Consider the following 19,798-nt stretch of genomic DNA (forward strand, 5'->3'; position numbering starts at 1 on the left):
GCGAGTCTTTTATTGCAATAAAATTGTTAAAAAACCTTCCTGATTTAATGCTTTTTTTTTGTAATTGTTAATTGAAAGTTAATTTGGCAAAGAAATTCATTTTTGTTAGCGATTAGTGTAATTTTTATTTAGAATTTTGGATTAAGTTTTTATCTTTGCCAAGAGATCATTCAGAAAAAACAAATAACAAAATGTTGAACAACCGTTTTTACTTTAGCTACACTTTTTATTTCTTCTTTGAGAAGTAGGGATTGTGCTATAGTTATTTGAAAGTAAAAGAAAACTAATTAAACTACGATACAATCCTGATGAAAATCAGGATTTTTTTTTTGATTATATGAGAACAAAAATAGGAATACAAGGAATTAAAGGATCATTTCACCATCAAGTGGCCCAGGATTATTTTTACCAAAATATCGAAGTAGACGAGTGTTTGTCTTTTGAAGAATTGGTAGATAGTTTACTCAAAGGAAGGAGTGATCAAGCGGTCATGGCTATAGAGAATTCCATTGCTGGTTCCATTATTCCAAATTACGCCTTAATCGATAAAAATAATTTGCATATCATAGGTGAACATTACCTAGATATACATCAAAACCTGATGGCTTTGCCCGGTCAAAAAATTGAAGAAATTCAAGAAGTGCATTCTCATCCGATGGCCTTGTTACAATGTATGGATTTTTTGAAACAATATCCCAACATCAAGTTGGTTGAGGATAAGGATACGGCCGAAACAGCACGTCGAATTCAGCAAAATCAAATCCGAGGCATTGCCGCCATAGCCAGTGTGGCCGCAGCCGAAATGTATCAATTGGAGATTATTGCGCCGTCTATTCAGACCATAAAAAACAACATGACGCGATTTGTGATTCTTAAAAAAGAAAATTCATTTGTTTCTGAAGATAAGATCAATAGGGCCTCATTAAAATTTGAATTGGATCATAAACGAGGCAGCTTGGCAGCAGTTCTGAATGTGATGAGTGATTGCAAGTTGAATTTGACCAAAATACAATCTTTACCAAAAATTGAAACCCCTTGGAAATACTCTTTTTTTGTAGACGTGACTTTTGAAAAATATGAGGACTATGCCAAGGCAAAAGCCCTAGTAAATATTATGGCCGATTATTTTAAAGTGTTGGGTGAGTATCCTAATACGAAACCATTGATCGAGTTACAATCTGAAAAAGTAAAGAATTCCAATTTAGAATTAAGTTAATAGAAATGATAAATACAGCCCAAAGACTAGCTATTGTAGAAGAATATTACTTTTCCTCAAAATTGCGTGAAGTACGTCAATTGGCTAGTGAAGGAAAACCCATCATCAATATGGGAATTGGTAGTCCTGATTTAAAGCCTGCTCCTGCAGTTGTCGATGCCATGATTGCTGGTATGAATGATGAAAATGCACATCAGTACCAGAGCTATCAAGGCTTGCCAGAATTAAGACAAGCTATGGCCGATTTTTACCAAAGGAATTTTCAAGTTGCCTTAAAGAGTGCCACCGAAATTTTGCCTTTGATGGGGTCCAAAGAAGGAATTATGCATATTTCTATGGCTTTTTTGAATGAAGGTGATGGCGTTTTGATTCCAAATCCAGGCTATCCAACCTATACTTCGGTGACCAATTTAGTAGGTGCGGTGCCACTATATTATGACTTGAAAGATAGTACCAATTGGGAACCTGATTTTGAGGCTTTGGAAAAAATGGATTTAACTAAAGTAAAATTGATGTGGATTGGCTATCCGCATATGCCAACAGGAGCCAGAGGTAATTTGAATTTGTTTGAAAAACTAGTGGCATTTGCCAAAAAACACAACATTTTATTGGTTAATGATAATCCATACAGTTTTGTTTTGAACGACCAACCAATGAGTTTGTTGCAAGTGGAAGGAGCGAAAGAAGTAGCCTTAGAGCTGAATTCATTGTCCAAAACTTTCAATATGGCAGGTTGGCGCGTAGGAATGGTTTCTGGAAATGCCACTTTAATAGATGCGGTATTGAAAGTAAAAAGTAATATGGATAGTGGTATGTTTTACGGCATTCAAAAAGGGGCTGTTGCGGCTTTGCAAAGCGACGCTTCTTGGTTCGGCGAAATGAATGCGATTTACGCCAAACGAAGAGTGTTGACCGAACAGTTGGCCGAGAAATTAGGTTGTGAGGTGTATAAAGATGGCGTTGGCTTGTTTGTTTGGGCAAAGCTTCCAGCAGGCATCACATCCGCGGAAGATTTTATTGATAAGATATTATATGAAAAATACATCTTTATTACACCGGGAACCATTTTTGGTTCCAATGGCGAAGGCTACATCCGATTTGCTTTGTGTGTGAAAGAAGAAAAAATTGAAGAAGCGATTCGTCGTTTTTAGCCTCTAAAGAGGGAATAGATAGTTCTTGATAACAGGTATTTGAGCTTTACGTTTTGGCTCCCGTTATCGATTGGAATTTGGAATTTAAAAATTTGGAATTTAATGAATGTACACGTAATAGGAATAGGTTTGATAGGAGGTTCAATGGTTTTGGATATAAAAGAGGTGTATCCCGAAGCTACTATTTACGGTATGGACACCAACGAGCATCATTTGAAAGAAGCATTGGCATTGGGTGTTATAGACCAAGAAGGAAGTCTTCAAGATTTGGAATATGCTGACTTTGTGATTGTATCTGTACCGGTTGATGTTGCCTTGAATGTGGTGCCAGAAATCTTAAATCATATTGGCGAAAACACCATTGTTTTTGAAGTAGGTTCAACCAAAAAACCAATTTGCGAAGCCTTAGAATATCATCCTAAAAGAAGAAATTATATTGCCACACATCCTATCGCAGGTACTGAATTTTCTGGCCCCTCTGCAGCAATCAAAGGCTTGTTTCAAGGGAAAACCAATATCATATGCGAGGTGGAGAAAACTTCGTTCAAATTGCAAGAACGTGCTATAGAGTTGTTCAAAAGTTTAGGAATGCGCATTCGGTATATGGAACCCAAATCGCACGATAAACACATTGCGTATGTGTCGCATTTGTCGCATATCAGTTCATTTATGTTGGGTAAAACGGTTATCAATAAAGAAAAAGACGAACAAGATATTTTTGACATGGCGGGTTCGGGGTTCGAAAGTACGGTGCGATTGGCCAAAAGTTCACCAGCCATGTGGACGCCCATTTTTAAACAAAATAAGAAGCAGGTAGTGAAAAGTTTGGAGGAGTATATTGCCAACTTAACGCAATTCAAAGATTTATTACAAAGTGAAGAATACGAGGCGATTTACAATGAAATGCAAAGTGTGAATCGAATTAAAGAAATTTTAAATGGGATGAGTTCACCAAGTAATAGTGCAAACAAAAAACAATAATTAACGATCATAAAACGGTAAATAAAAAATAAGATGGAAAATAAAAAAGAAATGAGAAATTGGTTGGAGGCGTTCAATTTAACGCATCCATTAGTGATAGCAGGTCCTTGTAGCGCTGAAACCGAAGAGCAAGTATTAAAAATTGCACACGAATTGAAAGATTCTGATGTAAGTGTATTTAGAGCCGGAATTTGGAAGCCAAGAACGCGTCCAGGTGGTTTTGAAGGGGTAGGCGAGATTGGATTAAAATGGTTGAAAAAAGCCAAAGCCGAAACAGGTTTGTTAATGGGAACTGAAGTAGCTACTGCAGCACACTGCAAATTGGCTTTAGAAAATGACATTGATGTATTATGGGTTGGGGCACGTACTACGGCCAATCCGTTTGCGGTTCAAGAAATTGCTGATACCTTAAAAGGAACAGATAAAATCGTTTTGATCAAAAACCCAGTGAACCCTGATTTAGCCTTGTGGTTGGGTGGTGTAGAGCGTTTGCATATGGCAGGAATCGAAAAACTAGGGGTGATTCACCGTGGGTTTTCTACTTACCAAAAAACCAAATACCGCAACATTCCAGAATGGCAAATTGCAATCGAATTGCAAAACAAATTCCCAGATTTGCCTTTGATTATTGATCCATCTCACATTACTGGAGATCGTAAAATGATTCTTGAAGTAACCCAAGAAGCTTTGGATTTGAACTATGACGGGATGATCATCGAAACGCATATTGATCCAGATAATGCTTGGAGTGATGCGGCTCAACAAGTGACTCCGGCGGCATTAAAACAGATCTTCAAAGATTTAAAGGTGAGAAAACACAATGACGTGTCCGACGAGTTTACCAAAAAAATGGGTCAATTAAGAGCTAATATCGACATGTTGGATTCAAACCTACTAGACTTATTAGGAAAACGTATGGAAGTGGCTGTCGAAATTGGGAAAGTGAAAAAAGAGGCTAACGTGGCGGTATTACAAAACAACCGTTGGAATGAAATTTTAGGTAGAATGATATTGGAAGGAGAAAAACGAGGCCTTTCGGAAGAGTTTGTTTTAAAAATGTTCAAAGCGATTCACCAAGAAAGTATCAACAAACAAGATAAAGTATTGAATGCTTAAAACCATTAAAATCCCAAGACGAAAGTTTTGGGATTTTTTATTAGGTTAAGAAGTCATCCAAAATCAGTTATCTTTGCAAAAGCATTACTGCTGCAATTTTTTAAAGTTAAATCCTAATATGACAGGAACCGTATACAAATCTACAGGAAGTTGGTACACCGTAAAATCGGAAGAAGGAAATTTTGTTGAGTGTAGAATCAAGGGGAAATTCCGTATCAAAGGCATTAAAAGTACCAATCCCATTGCGGTAGGCGATGTAGTAGATTTTGAGTTGGATCAAACTTCGGATACTATAACCGGAACCATTCATGCGATTCATGACCGTAAAAATTATATCGTTCGTAAATCGGTTAATTTATCACATCAAAAACACATTATTGCATCAAATATCGACCTTGTATTCTTGTTGATTACGATAGATAATCCACCAACTACGTATGCTTTTATTGATCGTTTTTTGGTAACTGCAGAGGCCTATGGCATTGAAACCATTTTAGTTTTTAATAAAATAGACACCTTGAACGAGGAAACTCTCGATGAGCAGTTATATAGACAACACGTTTATCAAGAAATAGGCTATCAATGCTTAAGAGTGTCAGCTGCTGAAGGAAAAGGACTAGACGCATTGAAAGCATTAATGCTTGGTAAAACTAGTATGTTTTCTGGGCATTCAGGGGTGGGAAAATCTACTTTGGTAAATGCCTTAGAGCCAAGTTTGGATTTGAAAACCAAAAACATCTCCGAACAAAGTAAACAAGGGCAACATACCACCACTTTTGCCGAAATGTTTGATTTGTCTTTTGATGCTCGAATTATTGATACGCCTGGTATAAAAGGTTTTGGAATTGTGGATATGGATCCGCAAGAAATTAGCGATTACTTCCCTGAATTTTTCCGATTAAAGGAACAATGCAAGTTCAATAATTGTTTGCACAAAGAAGAGCCACATTGTGCTATAAAAGCTGCCTTAGATAATGACGAAATTGCTTGGACACGATACAATAGTTATCTCAAAATCTTAGAAGGAGACGACGAACATTACCGCACTGATATTTATGACGAAGATCGCAAGGCAAGTGATAAAACGAGGGAGTAAAGCCCCCTATTCCCGCCTTGGCGGGGAACTCAAATAGAGTGTTTGATTATTTGTTATGTAGCTTTTTAAATCTTTTTAAATATGATTGTTAATATTTATTCACGTTGTAATTCCCCCTTGGGGGGTTAGGGGGCTATGAGAGTTGTAATCCAAAGAGTATCCCAAGCCTCAGTAACTGTTGAGGACGAGATAGTAGCCGAAATCCAAAAAGGACTTTTAGTTTTAGTAGGTATTGAAGACGCTGATACCAAAGATGACGCCGATTGGCTAAGTCAGAAAATTGTAAACCTTCGCATTTTTAGCGATGAAAACGGCCTCATGAATCTATCAATTCAAGAGGTTGAAGGAGATATTATTGCGGTATCTCAATTTACCTTGCATGCCATGACCAAAAAGGGGAATCGCCCTTCCTATATTAAAGCCGCAAGACCAGAAAAAGCCATTCCGATGTATGAGTACTTTGTGCAACAATTGGAAACAGTATTAGGTAAAAAAGTGGGTACGGGTGTTTTTGGTGCGGATATGAAAGTGTTACTGTTAAATGATGGGCCAGTAACAATACAAATAGACTCTAAAAATAAAGAATAAATAGTTTTTTTATTAAAAAAAATAGGATATATTTGATTATCGTAAATGAAATAAAAACAAAAATTTACGAATAACTTCAACAAGAAACGGTTGGAGTTTTTTTAGTTAATTTAGGTTTTTTTTAACCCTATATTCTTTATGAAAATTAAATATATTCTCCTTCTTTTGGGTGCTTTTTTCGGCTATTCTTCGGCTGCCCAAGAGATAAACTACAATGTGAACACCATTCCAGATAGTTTGAAATACAATGCGAATGCGGTCGTTCGACTCGATCAATTAGATATTGAGATTACATCACAACGAAAAATGAATGTCAAGCAAAAACGTATTGTAACGGTTTTGAATGAAAGCGGAATGAGTGCCGTTGATGCCTATGCACATTATGATAAGTCCAAAAGCATTGTAAACATACAGGCGATTGTTCGGGATGCAGCAGGAAACGAAATCAAAAAAATCAAAAGAAAGGATTTTAAAGATCATAGCGCCGCTGATGGATTTTCAATTTTTTCGGACAGTCGTGTATTGTATTTAGAGTATACTCCCATAAATTATCCGTTTACCATCACTTTTGAATGCGAAACGGAAACTTCGACTACTGCCTTTATTCCTAGATGGTTTCCAATAGATGCCTATCTGGTAGGAGTGGAAAAAAGTGTATTGAATGTAACTTATCCCAACCACTTAGGGTTTAAGAAAAAAGAGAACAATTTTGGTGATAAAAACATTCAGAAAATAGAAGATTCGGATACTAAACTAAGTTATGTAGCCACCAATTTGGTTCCCAAGAAACACGAAGATTTAAGTCCTGCATTTGATCGTATTGTACCCAATGTAATGATGGCCCTTGAGTCGTTTCATCTAGAAGGCGTGGATGGTTCTGCCAAAACTTGGGAAGAATTTGGTAAATGGTGGTCCGATAAAATATTAGTAGGTACTCATGAGATTCCTGAAACAACACAACAAAAGGTAAGAGACTTGGTAGGTAACGAAACGGATCCCATCAAAAAAGCCAAAATAATTTACGATTTTGTGCAGCAAAAAGTGAGATACATTAGTATCCAAGAAGGTATTGGAGGTTGGAGACCCATGTTGGCCTCCGATGTGGATCGTTTAGGGTATGGCGATTGTAAAGCCTTGACTAATTATACTCAGGCTTTGTTAAATGCGGTTGGAGTTACTTCCTATTATACCAAAGTCTTTGGTGATCGACAAAGAACAAACATTACTGGCGATTTTGTTTCTCAGCAAGGCAATCATATCATATTAGCTATTCCCAATGGAGATCAATACACTTGGTTAGAATGTACCAGTCAAACCGATCCTTTTGGATTTCAAGCTTATTTTACAGATGATAGAGACGTTTTGATTATTAAACCCGAAGGTGGCGAAATCGTACATACTAAGGTTTATACTGAAAAGGAGAACACACAACTTAGTAAAGGTGTTTTTCGTATTTCGGCAGAAGGGGATTTTCAAGGAGAAATTCAAATTGTTTCAGGGGGGATACAATACGAAAGAAAGGCCTCAATCGCTCGGATGCAGCCCGATGAAAAGGAGAAACATTACAAAGAATATTGGGATAACATCAACAACTTGAAGCTAGACAATATCACTTTTGAAAACGATAAAAACAGCATTCAATTTACTGAAAAAGCCAAAATAGCCGCTCAAAAATACGGCTCCTTTGTTGGGAATAAAATGATGGTTCCACTCAATGCCTTCAATAAATACGGTGGTGGAGTGAAAAGAATTCGAAATCGTAAAACGCCTTTTGAAATTGAAAGAGGATTTATTGATGAGGACGAGATTACGATACAATTGCCTGAGGGCTTAGTATTAGAATTTGTGCCACCCGCTTTTGAGAATAACACAAAATTTGGCTCTTACCGCTATACTTGTGAGAAGAAAGATAATAAAACCTTGGTTTACAAAAGAGTGTTTAAAGTAAACTCCGGATCGTATACTGCAAAAGAATACGATGAATACCGACTTTTTTTAGAGAAAGTAAACCAAAATGACAATGCCAAACTAATTTTAACCAAACCTCTTTAACCATGAAATTTCAATTTACCTTGCTGCTTACTGCTTTACTTTTATGGAGTAGTGTCACCTTTTCTCAAGAATTCGAAATCGGAAAAGTGAGCATAGCTGAATTACAAGAAAAGCACCACCCCAAAGATACGGCCGCTGTTGCTGCTATATTGTTTGAAAAAGGGAAAGTAGATTTTGATTATTCGCAAGACAACGGTTTTGTGATGACCACCGAAGTGACGACCCGAATTAAAATATATAAAAAAGAAGGCTACGACTGGGCCAATAAAACCATTCATTATTACGTCGATTGTAGTCCAAGGGAAGATGTTATTTTTTCTGATGCCGTTACCTATAATTTGGTGAATGGAAAAATTGAGAAAACCAAATTGAAAAGCGATGGGACGTTTGTTGAAAAAATCAATAAATATTGGAATAGCAAAAAAATCGCTATGCCTAATGTTAAAGAAGGTTCGATTATAGAATATACTTATCGAGTGAGAAGTCCCAGGTTGGCAGAGTTGAGTGATTGGGCTTTTCAAACCAGTATACCCGTAAATTATTCTGAGTTTAAAACCTACGTGCCTGAATATTTCGTTTATAAACCAAATATGAAGGGGTATTTCATGCCTCAAACCAAAGTAGAACAATCCAGAAAATCAATTTCTTATACTTATCGGAATTCTCTAGGTCGAGATCAAGTAGTAAATGGCTCTAGTTCGCAGGAGAAGTTAGAGTTTAATGAAACTAGAACAACTTATTTTGCAAAAGATGTTCCTGCATTGAAAGAAGAAGCTTATGTGAATAATATTAATAATTACATCATGAGTTTGAATCTTGAGTTGTCCTCTATTCTTTATCCCAATCAACCATACAAGAACTTATCTACCAATTGGGAATCGGTGGCAAAGGCAATTTATGAGAACGCCAATTTTGGCCCTGAATTAAATAAAACAGGATACTTTGAGGAGGAGGTAAAAGCTCTTGTGGCCAATTTAACGACCAATGAAGAAAAGCTAAACGCTATTTTTAATTATGTAAAAACTACTATTAATTGGAATGAATTTACAGGCTATTCTTGTAATGATGGTGTAAAAACGGCCTTCAAAAATAAAACGGGCAACGTGGCCGAAATCAATTTGATGTTAACTGCCATGTTGCGTTACGTGGGTATGAATGCGAATCCAGTTTTGGTTAGTACGCGTGCTAATGGTATTGCATTGTTTCCTTCAAGAACGGCATTCAATTATGTGATTGCTGCTGTAGAAATACCAGAGGGACTGATTCTATTGGATGCAACAAGCAAAAATGCAATGCCTAATATTCTTCCTATTCGCGATTTGAATTGGCTAGGACGTTTGATACGCAAAGATGGAACGTCTTCAGAGGTTGATTTAATGCCAAAATCGATGTCTAATGAATTGATTTCAATGCAATATGCAATCGAAAATTCAGGAAAAGTGAAAGGTAAATTTCAACGACAAATGAATAATCATTATGCCATGTTGCAGCGTAATGAATTAGAAAAAGAAAATCAAGACGCTTATTTGGAACGATTCGAAAACGAACATAACAAGATCGAAGTTGAGGAATATAACCGAAAAAATGAAAAAGAATTGCAATTGCCTTTTACCGAAGTTTTTTCTTTTGTAGGTAACGATTTGTGCGAAGTGATTCAGGACAAAATTTATTTCAATCCTTTATTGTTTTTTACTTTCAAAGAGAATCCATTCAAACAAGAGTCAAGAGCGTTTCCTATAGATTATAGTTTCCCATTTATGGACAAATTTTCTATAAATATTCAAATACCCGAAGGTTATGTAGTAGAATCCATTCCTTCATCAATAAATTTAAATATGGAAGAGGATCTAGGAGGGTTTAAATTCTTGACCAATGTTGCGGGCAATACAATACAAATTTCGGCTCAACATCAAATTAAAACTTCCATCATAGGAGCAGATTATTATGATATGATTAAAGATTATTATCAAAAAATGATTGACAAGCAAAATGAAAAAATCGTTTTGAAAAAAGCTTAGGAATGAAAAAATATTTAACTGTATTTCTTCTTTTATATTGCTTAGCCATCGGCTTTGCACAAGAATTTCAATTGGGGAAAGTGTCCCTTGCTGAACTGAAAGAAGTACAACATCCCAAAGATACGGCTGCTGTGGCTGCCATTTTATATAAAAAAGCCAAAACATCTTTCGATTATAAAGAAACAGGTTTTTTTGCAGTACACGAAGTGACTTATCGCATCAAAATTTATAAAAAAGAAGGACTCAAATGGGCCAATTTTGAAGTGCCGTATTATATCGGTTATGAAGAATTGAATCCGGATAAATTGAAATTTTCGGATGCTGCTACCTACAATTTGAAAGACGGCAAAATTGTAAAAACAAAATTGGAAAGTGAGGGTACCTTTGTACAGAAAGTAGATAAAAATTGGAAAGTGGGTAAAATTACTTTGCCCAACGTAGCGGTTGGTGCTGTAATTGAGTTTAAATACGTGCACATCTCGGATAATATTTTTAAACTGCCTGATATGGAGTTACAATATGATATTCCATTAAATTCTTTTGAATATGTAACTCACATTCCAGAGATGTATATCTATAAGACGATCTTAAGAGGGTATCATGAAGTAGAATCAAATAGTAGACTTGCTAAAGCTGTTGCCTCTTATTCTGCTTTTTCTTTACAATATCGAAGCATTTCATACAGGGAATTCATCACAACTTATACAGCGAAAGATATTCCTGCGATCAAAGAAGAAAATTTTGTAGATAATCTGAGTAATTATACTTCCAAAATTCAGCAAGAACTCGAGCGCATTCGTTATACGGATAAGCCCGACAAAGATTATTCCATCACTTGGGAAGGAGTAGCTAAGACGATTTATAAGGAAAAGGAGTTTGGAGCGGAATTGCAAAAGGGGAAATACTTTATTCCTATGGTGCGCACTTGCGTAGAAGGCAAAACCAACGAGGTCGAAAGAATGGAAGCCATTTTCAAACATGTGCAAGATCGGATGAATTGGAATGGAGAAAATGGAGTATATACGGATCAAACCGTGGAAAAAGCCTATGAATCGGCTACCGGAAATGCAGCCGAAATCAATTTGGTCTTGTTGAACATGCTCAAAACAGTAGGGTTGAATGCCAATCCAGTTTTGGTAAGTACTATCGGTCATGGCATCCCATATTATCCTGGTCGCACGGGCTTTAATTATGTGATTGCTTTGGTAAATATCGATGGAAAACGCTATTTGCTAGATGCTGCTAATAAATTCACGACGACTACTGTTTTTTCGACCAAATTATTGAATTGGACCGGGAGATTAATCAAAGAAGATGGTAACTCAGAAGAGGTGCAAATGACCGATATTCCTCAATCTAAAAATTTAATAGCAGTCTCAGTGAGGCTTGAGCCTGAAGGAAAGCTACAGGGAAACTATAAAAGTCAAATAACAGATTTTGCAGCACTTGACTTTAGAGAAAGATATGCCGACTTGACTCACGAAGCGAATATCGATCGTATTGAAAGTCGATTAAAAGGTATTACTATCAACAATTATGTGTTGACCAATGCTAAAGGGGATAATACTAAGCCGGTAACCGAAAGTTATGGTTTTGAATTCGAAAATGCTTTTGATGTCATCCAAGGGAAGTGGTATGTAAAACCGTTACTGTTTTTAAGATCATTAAAAAATCCGTTTACAGAACAAGAACGAAAATTACCCATCTATTTTGGTCCTACAGAAACGGAGCGTTTCATTATTAATATGGAAATTCCTGAAGGTTATACTTTGGAAAGTTTGCCTCAGTCAATTAAGATTAATGCTCAGGACAACCTAGCTTCGTTCTCTTATCTTTCCAAACAAGAGGGGAATACACTACAAATCATTATCACTAATCAAATAAATAAAGTAAAAGTAGAGAGTGATTATTATGAGGTAGTTAAAAGCTTTTTTCAGCAATCTCTCGAAAAATTGAATGAAAATATTGTGATTGCAAAAGTCAAATCATAAGGCAACTATAGGCAATTTTAAGAGGACTTGGCTACCTTTGTCATTCATAAAATTTTAAACCATGAATCTAAAAAACGCACAACTCGACGTAGACAATTGGATCAAAGAACACGGTGTTCGTTATTTCAATGAATTGACCAATATGGCACAACTTACCGAAGAAGTAGGCGAAGTGGCTCGAATCATTGCCCGTCGTTATGGAGAACAATCCGAAAAAGAAAGTGATAAAGCCAAAGATTTAGGTGAGGAGCTTGCCGATGTGGTTTTTGTAGTGCTCTGTTTGGCAAACCAAACCGGTATAGATTTGCAAGCCGCTTTTGATAAAAAAATGGACTTAAAATCAATTAGAGACAAAGATCGTCACAAAAACAACGAAAAATTGCAATAAATTAAGAGTTTTGAGTTATGAATTGTGAAGTAGTAATGGTAAATTGCGCACTTAAATTATTTGAGTAAAGCGCCTAAAAAACTACTATGAATTTACTATTACATCAGTCTACTTGTCATACAAAGTCTTCCATTGCAATTACAGGTTCCAAAAGTGAAACCAATCGTTTATTGTTATTGCAAGCTTTGTATCCGAATATAGTTTTAGCTAATACGTCCAATTCCGATGATTCCGAAGTGATGCAAAAAGCATTAGATGGAAATAGTACGATAGTAGACATTCATCATGCAGGTACCGCCATGCGATTTTTAACTGCTTTTTTCTCTGTGAATGAAGGAAGAGAAGTCGTATTAACCGGCTCAAAGCGTATGACCGAGCGTCCGATTAAAGTGTTGGTAGAGGCTTTGCAACAATTAGGTGCACAAATCACCTATGAGAAAGCCGAGGGGTATCCGCCAATCCGAATTCAAGGACGCAAATTAACCGCAAATAAGGTAGAAATACCGGCCAATGTGAGCAGTCAGTACATTTCGGCTTTGTTACTAATCGCTCCCAAACTCGAAAACGGAATCGAATTGACTTTAGTAGGAGAAATAACCTCGGTGCCCTACATCAAAATGACGTTAGCTTTGCTCAATCAAATTGGCGCAGAAACAAGTTTTGAAGGAAATACAATAGTAGTTAAGCCATTAAAAGAGGTTTCTCCTTCAGGGGCTAGGGGGCTGGTTGAATCCGATTGGAGTTCTGCTTCCTATTTTTATAGTGTAGTGGCACTATCAGAGCCAGGAACCGAAATCCAATTATCTAGTTATAAACCCAACAGTTTGCAAGGGGATTCTGCCTTAGTAGACTTGTACAAACACTTTGGAGTGGTTACCAAATTCGAAAAGGATAGCATGACCTTAAGAAAAGAAACTACAGAACAACGCAGTACGTTTGAGGCCAATCTTAATGCTTCGCCAGATATTGCTCAAACTATAGCAGTAACTTGTTTAGGTTTAGGAATAGGGTGCCATCTCACCGGATTGCATACGCTCAAAATCAAAGAAACCGACAGATTGGAAGCCTTGCGTATCGAACTCACCAAATTAGGTGCAAGCATACAAGTAACCAATGAAACGTTGACACTTGAACCATCCACTTCAATAGCTCCAAACATTGCCATAGATACCTACAACGATCACCGTATGGCCATGGCATTTGCCCCTTTGGCACTCCGCGTTCCAATCCAAATTAATGATGCTGAGGTGGTTTCGAAATCTTTTCCTGATTTTTGGACCGATTGGACTACTTTAGGATTTCAACATTCCAAAATATAAACCGAAAACTTACAAACCTTCTCTCAAGAAGGTTTTTTTATGCCTGCTAAAGCCGTGATTTTCTTGTAATAAGTAAAATAAAGGGCAAAATACTTGACAACGCCTATCTTGCGAACGTATATTTGCAGCTGTTTAAAATTGAAAGTAAATAGCCTTTTAATAACAAACGTATAACCTTCTAATTTTTTCAAATGAAATTATCCAACTTTAATTTTAACTTACCCAAAGAACTTCTTGCTGAATTTCCTGCTGAAAATAGAGATGAGTCTCGTTTGATGGTAATTGATCGTAAAAAACAAACCATCGAACACCGTATGTTCAAAGATTTAATAGATTATTTTGACGATGGCGATGTACTCATCCTAAACAATACCAAAGTGTTTCCTGCTCGTTTGTATGGAAATAAAGAGAAAACAGGAGCGCGTATCGAGGTTTTCTTGTTGAGAGAATTGAACGCTGAGCAACGTTTATGGGATGTTTTAGTAGATCCTGCTCGAAAAATTAGAATTGGAAACAAATTATATTTTGGCGACGACGATTCATTAGTGGCTGAGGTAATAGACAATACTACTTCTCGTGGAAGAACTTTGCGTTTCTTGTATGATGGTTCATACGAAGAATTCCGTAATAAATTAACTGAACTTGGTGAAACGCCAATCCCAAAATACATCAACAGAGAGGTAACTCCCGAAGATGAAGAACGTTACCAAACAATTTACGCCAAAGAAGAAGGAGCGGTTGCGGCACCTACTGCTGGATTGCACTTTTCAAAACACTTGTTGAAACGCCTTGAAATTAAAGGAGTAAACTTTGCAGAGGTAACACTTCACGTTGGTTTAGGAACGTTCAACCCTGTAGAAGTGGAAGATTTGTCCAAGCATAAAATGGATTCCGAAGAGTTGAAAATCACTCAAGAAGCTTGCGATATTGTAAATGCAGCCAAAGAAAAGAGAAGGCAAGTGTGTGCTGTTGGAACTACCTCAATGCGCGCAATTGAAAGTTCTGTTTCTTCTCAAAATACGCTTAATCCTTATAATGGATGGACTAATAAATTTATCTTTCCTCCATACGATTTTAGTATTGCTACATGTATGATTACCAATTTTCATACGCCAAAATCAACCTTGTTAATGATGATTTCGGCATTTTGTGGTCATGACTTAATGCGTAAAGCCTACGATGAGGCCATCAAAGAAGGATACAAATTCTACTCTTATGGTGATGCAATGCTAATTCTATAAAAGCAGTAAATATAGAAGTAAAATCTCGTCAGTCTTGGCGAGATTTTTTTTGGGCGTATTACGGGCTGTACATTACAATACAAGGGTGTTGCGCCGAGTCGTTGCTCCTACTGCGGGAGCTTCCGTTGGTCGCTTCCTCGTTAGGGCATCGTCTTAGGCGCAACACCCCTGTATTTTCATTGCCATCCCTAACGCATCTGGTTTTTCAAACAACGATTTGAAATTTATGGCCATTCAACCGTAATGGTAAATTCTAAATTAACTTCAGGAAAAGAATAGGTCATGGTTTTAGTTTTACTAGTTGCAAAAGAAGAAAAACTAAATTGTTTGTAATCAGGAAAGCCTAACAGTAAATTTTGACCCACCTGCCCATCTTGATCCACTAATGAAAAATACAAATTGGAAGAGGGTTGAACATATAAGTTCGCCGCCGTTAAATCCCAAGTCAGATCTCCTTGATTTTCTTTGGTGGCAGATCGGTACCAAGTTCCTAAAAGCGCTGGATTACTAGAAAAAGGGTCTTTTACTTTTAATTTTCCGATACCAAAAAAAACATCTGCCAATCGATTATTGTCTGTAGCGGCAAACTCTGTATCCCATGTTTGATCTTTATTGTAAAAAGATTTTACTTGTAGTCCCGTTATCTTTACCGCTGAGCCTCGCTCTACATTAATTGCAATGGTTTTTATAACCGTTTCCTCTTTCTCATTTTGCACCTTTACTTTTATAGTTTTGGAACCTAGGGTGTCAAAGCTAAAATGCAAGGTAGTAGAAGTGCCAAAATTGGTCATAGTAAAATCTACAGGATCGCTCCCGTCTGTGGTTACCCCTATCGTTTTGATAACTTGGTCACTCGAAACCACCACCGAAAAAGCTTCATCTACCGTTACCGATGTTTTGGAGGCTTGCAAGTTAACAGTCATTACTTTGGGCGTTACGGTATTCTCTTCGGAAGAAGAGCAACCAAGCAAACCAAAAAAGAAGAACAAAAAACAGATTGAGGGTTTCATTTTTTACTAGTTAAGATTTGTGATTATTAAGTATTGAAAGGCTAATGTAAGAAAATTAGTTGAATAGTGTTAGTTTTTCTTTCGATAGCATGAAAATGATATATGCATATGCGCTACTTTTTCTGGAAACACTTTAGAATTCAAAAAAAAATGCGATGCATGTTACCGCTATTTGTAGCAAGTCTTTTTTTATTACATTTACCCCTCAAAACAACTAGTATGAATTTTAAAAATACGCTCGAATTTGCTCAGCAATTAGATGCACAAGATCCGTTAAAAGACTATCAAAAAGAGTTTATTTTTCCTAAAGTCAATGACCAAAAAGTTATTTATTTTACCGGAAATTCTCTTGGGTTACAACCCAAAAGAGCCCAGAAATATGTAGAGGAAGTAATGAACGATTGGGCAAATTTGGCTGTAGAAGGTCATTTTTATGCCGATAAACCTTGGTGGGATTATCATGAGCGCTTTGCAGAGCCGCTAAGTAAAATTGTGGGCGCCTTGCCCAGCGAAGTTACAGTAATGAATACCCTAACGGTGAACCTTCATTTGTTGATGGTTTCGTTTTATAAGCCTACCTCCAAAAGATTTAAAATCATCTGCGAGGAAAAAGCTTTCCCTTCAGACCAATACCTATTGCAAAGTCAGGTGCAGTTTCACGGATTTGATCCTAAGGAGGCCATAGTCGAAATCAAACGTAGGGAAGGAGAGCACAACATTCGCCTCGAAGATATTATCAGTACAATAGATGAAGTAGGTGAGGAGTTGGCCTTGGTGTTAATGGGAGGTGTAAATTATTATACCGGCCAAGTCTTTGATATGAAAATCATCACTGCGGCTGGACATCGTGTAGGAGCCAAAGTAGGATGGGATTTGGCCCACGCAGCCGGTAATATCAAACTTGAACTGCACGATTGGAATGTAGATTTTGCCGCTTGGTGTAGTTATAAGTATATGAACTCAGGACCAGGAAATGCTTCCGGTTGTTTTGTACATCAAAAACATCATAATGACAGTAGTTTGCCACGATTCGCCGGTTGGTGGGGACACAATAAAGAACGTCGTTTCAAAATGGAACCTCAGTTTGACCCCGTTCATGGAGCGGATGGTTGGCAAGTAAGTAATTTGCCCATTCTGTCATTAGCTCCTTATTTAGCTTCGGTACACCTTTTTGCCGAAGTAGGAATGGAGGCCTTGATAGCCAAACGCGATCATATTACAGCCTATTTAGAATTCATCTTGAATGAAATCGACAAAGAAGTCGAAAGTACTTTTGAAGTAATCACGCCCTCAAACCCAAAAGAACGCGCTTCGCAACTTTCTGTTTTTCTACATGGAGAGGGCCGCAGTTTATTTGATTATTTAATGAAAAACGGCGTAATTACAGATTGGAGAGAACCCAATGTAATCCGATTGGCACCGGTGCCATTATACACCTCTTATGAAGATATGTATCGTTTTGGTCAAATTCTCAAAAAAGGAATTCTTGAAAAATAAAAGCGGAGCATCAAGTAAGTAAAAAACAAAGTCGGTTAGAATGGCATCTAACCGACTTTTTTAGCAATAAAACGCTCAAAACGACAATTATGGGTGAGTTTTATTACTAACTTTCAACGCTGTTTTGGACTTCATTTTTCAGGTACAAAACAAAATAAAGACCAACAGCCATTGTCGTAAATGGGTACTAATTCAAAGGTTATTTTACTTCAATAAAAAGCAGTTCTTGTTTGAAAGCATTCAATTGCAAACTTAACTCATGGGCGATTGAGGTAAAATAATTAGTTGTGGGCAATAGATTTTCATAATAACTAATGCCGTCTATCATGTTTTGTTTAAACGATTGCCATTTTTTTACTTGAGCTGTAGTGGCTTCATTAGCTACGGCTTTCCATTCGTTTTTGAAATAATCCAAATACATTTTCAATTCTTTAATGAATACATTTGGACGATTGGAAATGCGCAACACATTGTCATTGCCATAGATATGTTGTATCATTTTTTTCAAGCTAACTTCTTGATCAAAGTAGGCTAAATTTGGCCCCGGACAGATGACAATGCCTTGATCTTGTCCTTTGATGGGAATGTTGTTTTCTAAATAAGACGCATTGGCCAAACCTACACATAAACAAGATTTTTCAGTAATGCTTGTGTGCTGTTTTTCATACTGTTCAGGAGTAAGTTGGTTCTTTTGGTTTTCTAAAGCCTCTAATTGTTGGTCTTGGTATTTTTTGGAAGCCGTACATATTCCATTGCCATCGGCGTCTTTTTGTAAGGCCAAGAATTTTTTCGGACAGGAACTACCAGCTTTGTTCTCTTGAATTCGTCTTTTTTTAACAGCTTCGTTGCTAGTGCCGTGTAAGGTGTTGAATGGAACGCCTAAGGGGGAAATATGACTCAAATAAAAGTCTTTTTCTTTTGCGTTTGCTAGCAGTTTTCTCGTGTTGTGGTCTACAGAGGTGGCTTCAGGGACTAATAAAAAAGGCGAACCCCATCCTACAGAATCGACTTGATAATGATCTAGCAAAAACTCATGTTCTGAAGCGGTGCCAACGCCCCCTTGTACTGTAACTTGTAAATCTAGCGGATGTTCGGGTATTGTTTTGCCTTTTTGTGCTAGTGCTTTGACCATTAGTTCATGTGCAGATTGGATAAGTTGGTCTTTCTTTAACCTGAATTCTTCCAGTATTGGCCCTAATAAATGTCCTTCTGTGGCAAAGGCGTGTCCACCACAATTCAACCCCGATTCAATGCGGTATTCCGAAACCCAAAGTCCTTTCTTGGCTAGAAAATTTCCTTGAATCATAGCTGAACGAAAATCGCTTACTTTCAACGTAATTTTCTTTTTGAGACGAAGCTGAGCATCAGGGTAAAAACAATCGAAATTTTCAAAATAACTATATAATCTAGGATTCATTCCAGCGCTTAGTACCACCGAAGATTCCAAGGAACTATTTGCAAACCCTCGTAAAGCAGCATGAGCATCATTGAATTCAACAGGTAGCGATTCCTTGCCTTGCTTGTTGTCTTTGTCCAATTTGGTCATGATATTGACATCAATTGTCCCTGGAGTTAAATGACTTTCAATGAATTTTTTGGCATTTTCTTTAAAAGTTATCCCGTCTTCTAATATATCGGATAAACTTTTTTTCAAATCAGAGGTGTTGGGCAATTGAGCAATATAGTTTTCTAAAGCTTGTTTGTTTTCTGCCAATTCGGTTTTGAATTCGGCAAATTTTTTCTTTACGATGCCGTCTACCAAATTCAGGTAAGAAGTAATGCGTTTGGCTCTGTAATCATGAATTTTTTGCGTAATCTCTTTATACGGGATTTCAAATTTTTCACTATAAAAAGCGTTCATTTTTTCAATTAATTCATCGTCAGCTAAAGCAATGACAGACGAAATACCATATTGCGCCACTCGTATAGGACTATCTATGGTGTACGCCAATCCCATAACGGGAATATGGAACGTATGAGGTGATTTTTTTTGTGTCATCTATTGTCATTTATATCTGTCAAATATCAGTTAATTAATCGGCTTGGAACCTGATATTTGTCATATGCTTCTATTGCTAGGTCATTTTTTATTCAATTAAGAAGCTTAGAATCATCAGGGTAAAATTTTACTTTT

The 19,798-nt window shown here is 36.9% G+C and carries 15 protein-coding genes; 13 read left to right on the plus strand and 2 right to left on the minus strand.

Going from position 1 to position 19,798, the window contains the following annotated elements; all coding sequences use genetic code 11:
- The first annotated feature begins 337 nt into the window (after positions 1–337).
- The 12 genes from ACZIX2_RS05880 to queA all read left to right on the plus strand — a co-directional run bounded on the left by ACZIX2_RS05880 (position 338) and on the right by queA (position 15,157).
- Positions 338–1,216, plus strand: a complete 879-nt coding sequence (locus ACZIX2_RS05880; RefSeq protein ID WP_463339156.1) for a prephenate dehydratase — start codon at positions 338–340, stop codon at positions 1,214–1,216.
- Positions 1,217–1,221: 5 nt separating this feature from the next.
- On the plus strand, positions 1,222–2,367 hold the full coding sequence (locus ACZIX2_RS05885) for a pyridoxal phosphate-dependent aminotransferase (RefSeq protein ID WP_463339157.1): 1,146 nt from the start codon (positions 1,222–1,224) through the stop codon (positions 2,365–2,367).
- A 102-nt stretch (positions 2,368–2,469) separates the two neighbouring features.
- Entirely contained in the window at positions 2,470–3,348 is an 879-nt protein-coding gene (locus ACZIX2_RS05890) for a prephenate dehydrogenase (RefSeq protein ID WP_463339158.1), read from the plus strand.
- Between the two features lie 33 nt (positions 3,349–3,381).
- The gene (locus ACZIX2_RS05895; protein ID WP_463339159.1) at positions 3,382–4,464 is read left to right on the plus strand and encodes a chorismate mutase; all 1,083 of its coding nucleotides are present in this window, start codon (positions 3,382–3,384) and stop codon (positions 4,462–4,464) included.
- A gap of 118 nt (positions 4,465–4,582) precedes the next feature.
- Positions 4,583–5,560, plus strand: a complete 978-nt coding sequence (gene rsgA / locus ACZIX2_RS05900) for a ribosome small subunit-dependent GTPase A (protein ID WP_463339160.1) — start codon at positions 4,583–4,585, stop codon at positions 5,558–5,560.
- Between the two features lie 135 nt (positions 5,561–5,695).
- Positions 5,696–6,148 (plus strand): D-aminoacyl-tRNA deacylase, encoded by a 453-nt coding sequence (gene dtd / locus ACZIX2_RS05905; protein ID WP_463339161.1) that lies wholly within the window; start codon positions 5,696–5,698, stop codon positions 6,146–6,148.
- Between the two features lie 138 nt (positions 6,149–6,286).
- Positions 6,287–8,200 (plus strand): DUF3857 domain-containing protein, encoded by a 1,914-nt coding sequence (locus ACZIX2_RS05910; protein WP_463339162.1) that lies wholly within the window; start codon positions 6,287–6,289, stop codon positions 8,198–8,200.
- 2 nt (positions 8,201–8,202) lie between these two features.
- Positions 8,203–10,218 (plus strand): DUF3857 domain-containing protein, encoded by a 2,016-nt coding sequence (locus ACZIX2_RS05915; protein WP_463339163.1) that lies wholly within the window; start codon positions 8,203–8,205, stop codon positions 10,216–10,218.
- Between the two features lie 2 nt (positions 10,219–10,220).
- The gene (locus ACZIX2_RS05920; RefSeq protein WP_463339164.1) at positions 10,221–12,209 is read left to right on the plus strand and encodes a DUF3857 domain-containing protein; all 1,989 of its coding nucleotides are present in this window, start codon (positions 10,221–10,223) and stop codon (positions 12,207–12,209) included.
- Between the two features lie 61 nt (positions 12,210–12,270).
- Positions 12,271–12,597, plus strand: a complete 327-nt coding sequence (locus tag ACZIX2_RS05925; RefSeq protein WP_463339165.1) for a nucleotide pyrophosphohydrolase — start codon at positions 12,271–12,273, stop codon at positions 12,595–12,597.
- 86 nt (positions 12,598–12,683) lie between these two features.
- A complete protein-coding gene (locus ACZIX2_RS05930) occupies positions 12,684–13,916 on the plus strand; it encodes a 3-phosphoshikimate 1-carboxyvinyltransferase (RefSeq protein WP_463339166.1) in 1,233 nt (410 codons plus the stop codon).
- A 191-nt stretch (positions 13,917–14,107) separates the two neighbouring features.
- Positions 14,108–15,157 carry a tRNA preQ1(34) S-adenosylmethionine ribosyltransferase-isomerase QueA gene (queA, locus tag ACZIX2_RS05935; protein WP_463339167.1) on the plus strand — a complete coding sequence of 350 codons (1,050 nt, stop codon included), beginning with the start codon at positions 14,108–14,110 and terminating at the stop codon, positions 15,155–15,157.
- A 224-nt stretch (positions 15,158–15,381) separates the two neighbouring features.
- Here the strand turns inward: queA and ACZIX2_RS05940 are convergent, their stop codons facing one another.
- Positions 15,382–16,167: a hypothetical protein gene (locus ACZIX2_RS05940; protein WP_463339168.1), complete on the minus strand. Its 786-nt coding sequence runs from the start codon at positions 16,165–16,167 to the stop codon at positions 15,382–15,384.
- Between the two features lie 219 nt (positions 16,168–16,386).
- Between ACZIX2_RS05940 and kynU the strand changes: the two genes are divergently transcribed.
- The gene (kynU, locus tag ACZIX2_RS05945) at positions 16,387–17,664 is read left to right on the plus strand and encodes a kynureninase (protein WP_463339169.1); all 1,278 of its coding nucleotides are present in this window, start codon (positions 16,387–16,389) and stop codon (positions 17,662–17,664) included.
- A gap of 199 nt (positions 17,665–17,863) precedes the next feature.
- Here the strand turns inward: kynU and ACZIX2_RS05950 are convergent, their stop codons facing one another.
- The gene (locus tag ACZIX2_RS05950; RefSeq protein WP_463339170.1) at positions 17,864–19,663 is read right to left on the minus strand and encodes a hypothetical protein; all 1,800 of its coding nucleotides are present in this window, start codon (positions 19,661–19,663) and stop codon (positions 17,864–17,866) included.
- Positions 19,664–19,798: the final 135 nt, after the last annotated feature.

Source organism: Flavobacterium riviphilum (assembly GCF_055231795.1).

Coding starts and splice junctions, on each gene's coding strand:
- ACZIX2_RS05880 (WP_463339156.1), top strand. CDS start 338: ATGAGAACAAAAATAGGAATACAAGGAATTAAAGGATCATTTCACCAT.
- ACZIX2_RS05885 (WP_463339157.1), top strand. CDS start 1,222: ATGATAAATACAGCCCAAAGACTAGCTATTGTAGAAGAATATTACTTT.
- ACZIX2_RS05890 (WP_463339158.1), top strand. CDS start 2,470: ATGAATGTACACGTAATAGGAATAGGTTTGATAGGAGGTTCAATGGTT.
- ACZIX2_RS05895 (WP_463339159.1), top strand. CDS start 3,382: ATGGAAAATAAAAAAGAAATGAGAAATTGGTTGGAGGCGTTCAATTTA.
- rsgA (WP_463339160.1), top strand. CDS start 4,583: ATGACAGGAACCGTATACAAATCTACAGGAAGTTGGTACACCGTAAAA.
- dtd (WP_463339161.1), top strand. CDS start 5,696: ATGAGAGTTGTAATCCAAAGAGTATCCCAAGCCTCAGTAACTGTTGAG.
- ACZIX2_RS05910 (WP_463339162.1), top strand. CDS start 6,287: ATGAAAATTAAATATATTCTCCTTCTTTTGGGTGCTTTTTTCGGCTAT.
- ACZIX2_RS05915 (WP_463339163.1), top strand. CDS start 8,203: ATGAAATTTCAATTTACCTTGCTGCTTACTGCTTTACTTTTATGGAGT.
- ACZIX2_RS05920 (WP_463339164.1), top strand. CDS start 10,221: ATGAAAAAATATTTAACTGTATTTCTTCTTTTATATTGCTTAGCCATC.
- ACZIX2_RS05925 (WP_463339165.1), top strand. CDS start 12,271: ATGAATCTAAAAAACGCACAACTCGACGTAGACAATTGGATCAAAGAA.
- ACZIX2_RS05930 (WP_463339166.1), top strand. CDS start 12,684: ATGAATTTACTATTACATCAGTCTACTTGTCATACAAAGTCTTCCATT.
- queA (WP_463339167.1), top strand. CDS start 14,108: ATGAAATTATCCAACTTTAATTTTAACTTACCCAAAGAACTTCTTGCT.
- ACZIX2_RS05940 (WP_463339168.1), bottom strand. CDS start 16,167: ATGAAACCCTCAATCTGTTTTTTGTTCTTCTTTTTTGGTTTGCTTGGT.
- kynU (WP_463339169.1), top strand. CDS start 16,387: ATGAATTTTAAAAATACGCTCGAATTTGCTCAGCAATTAGATGCACAA.
- ACZIX2_RS05950 (WP_463339170.1), bottom strand. CDS start 19,663: ATGACACAAAAAAAATCACCTCATACGTTCCATATTCCCGTTATGGGA.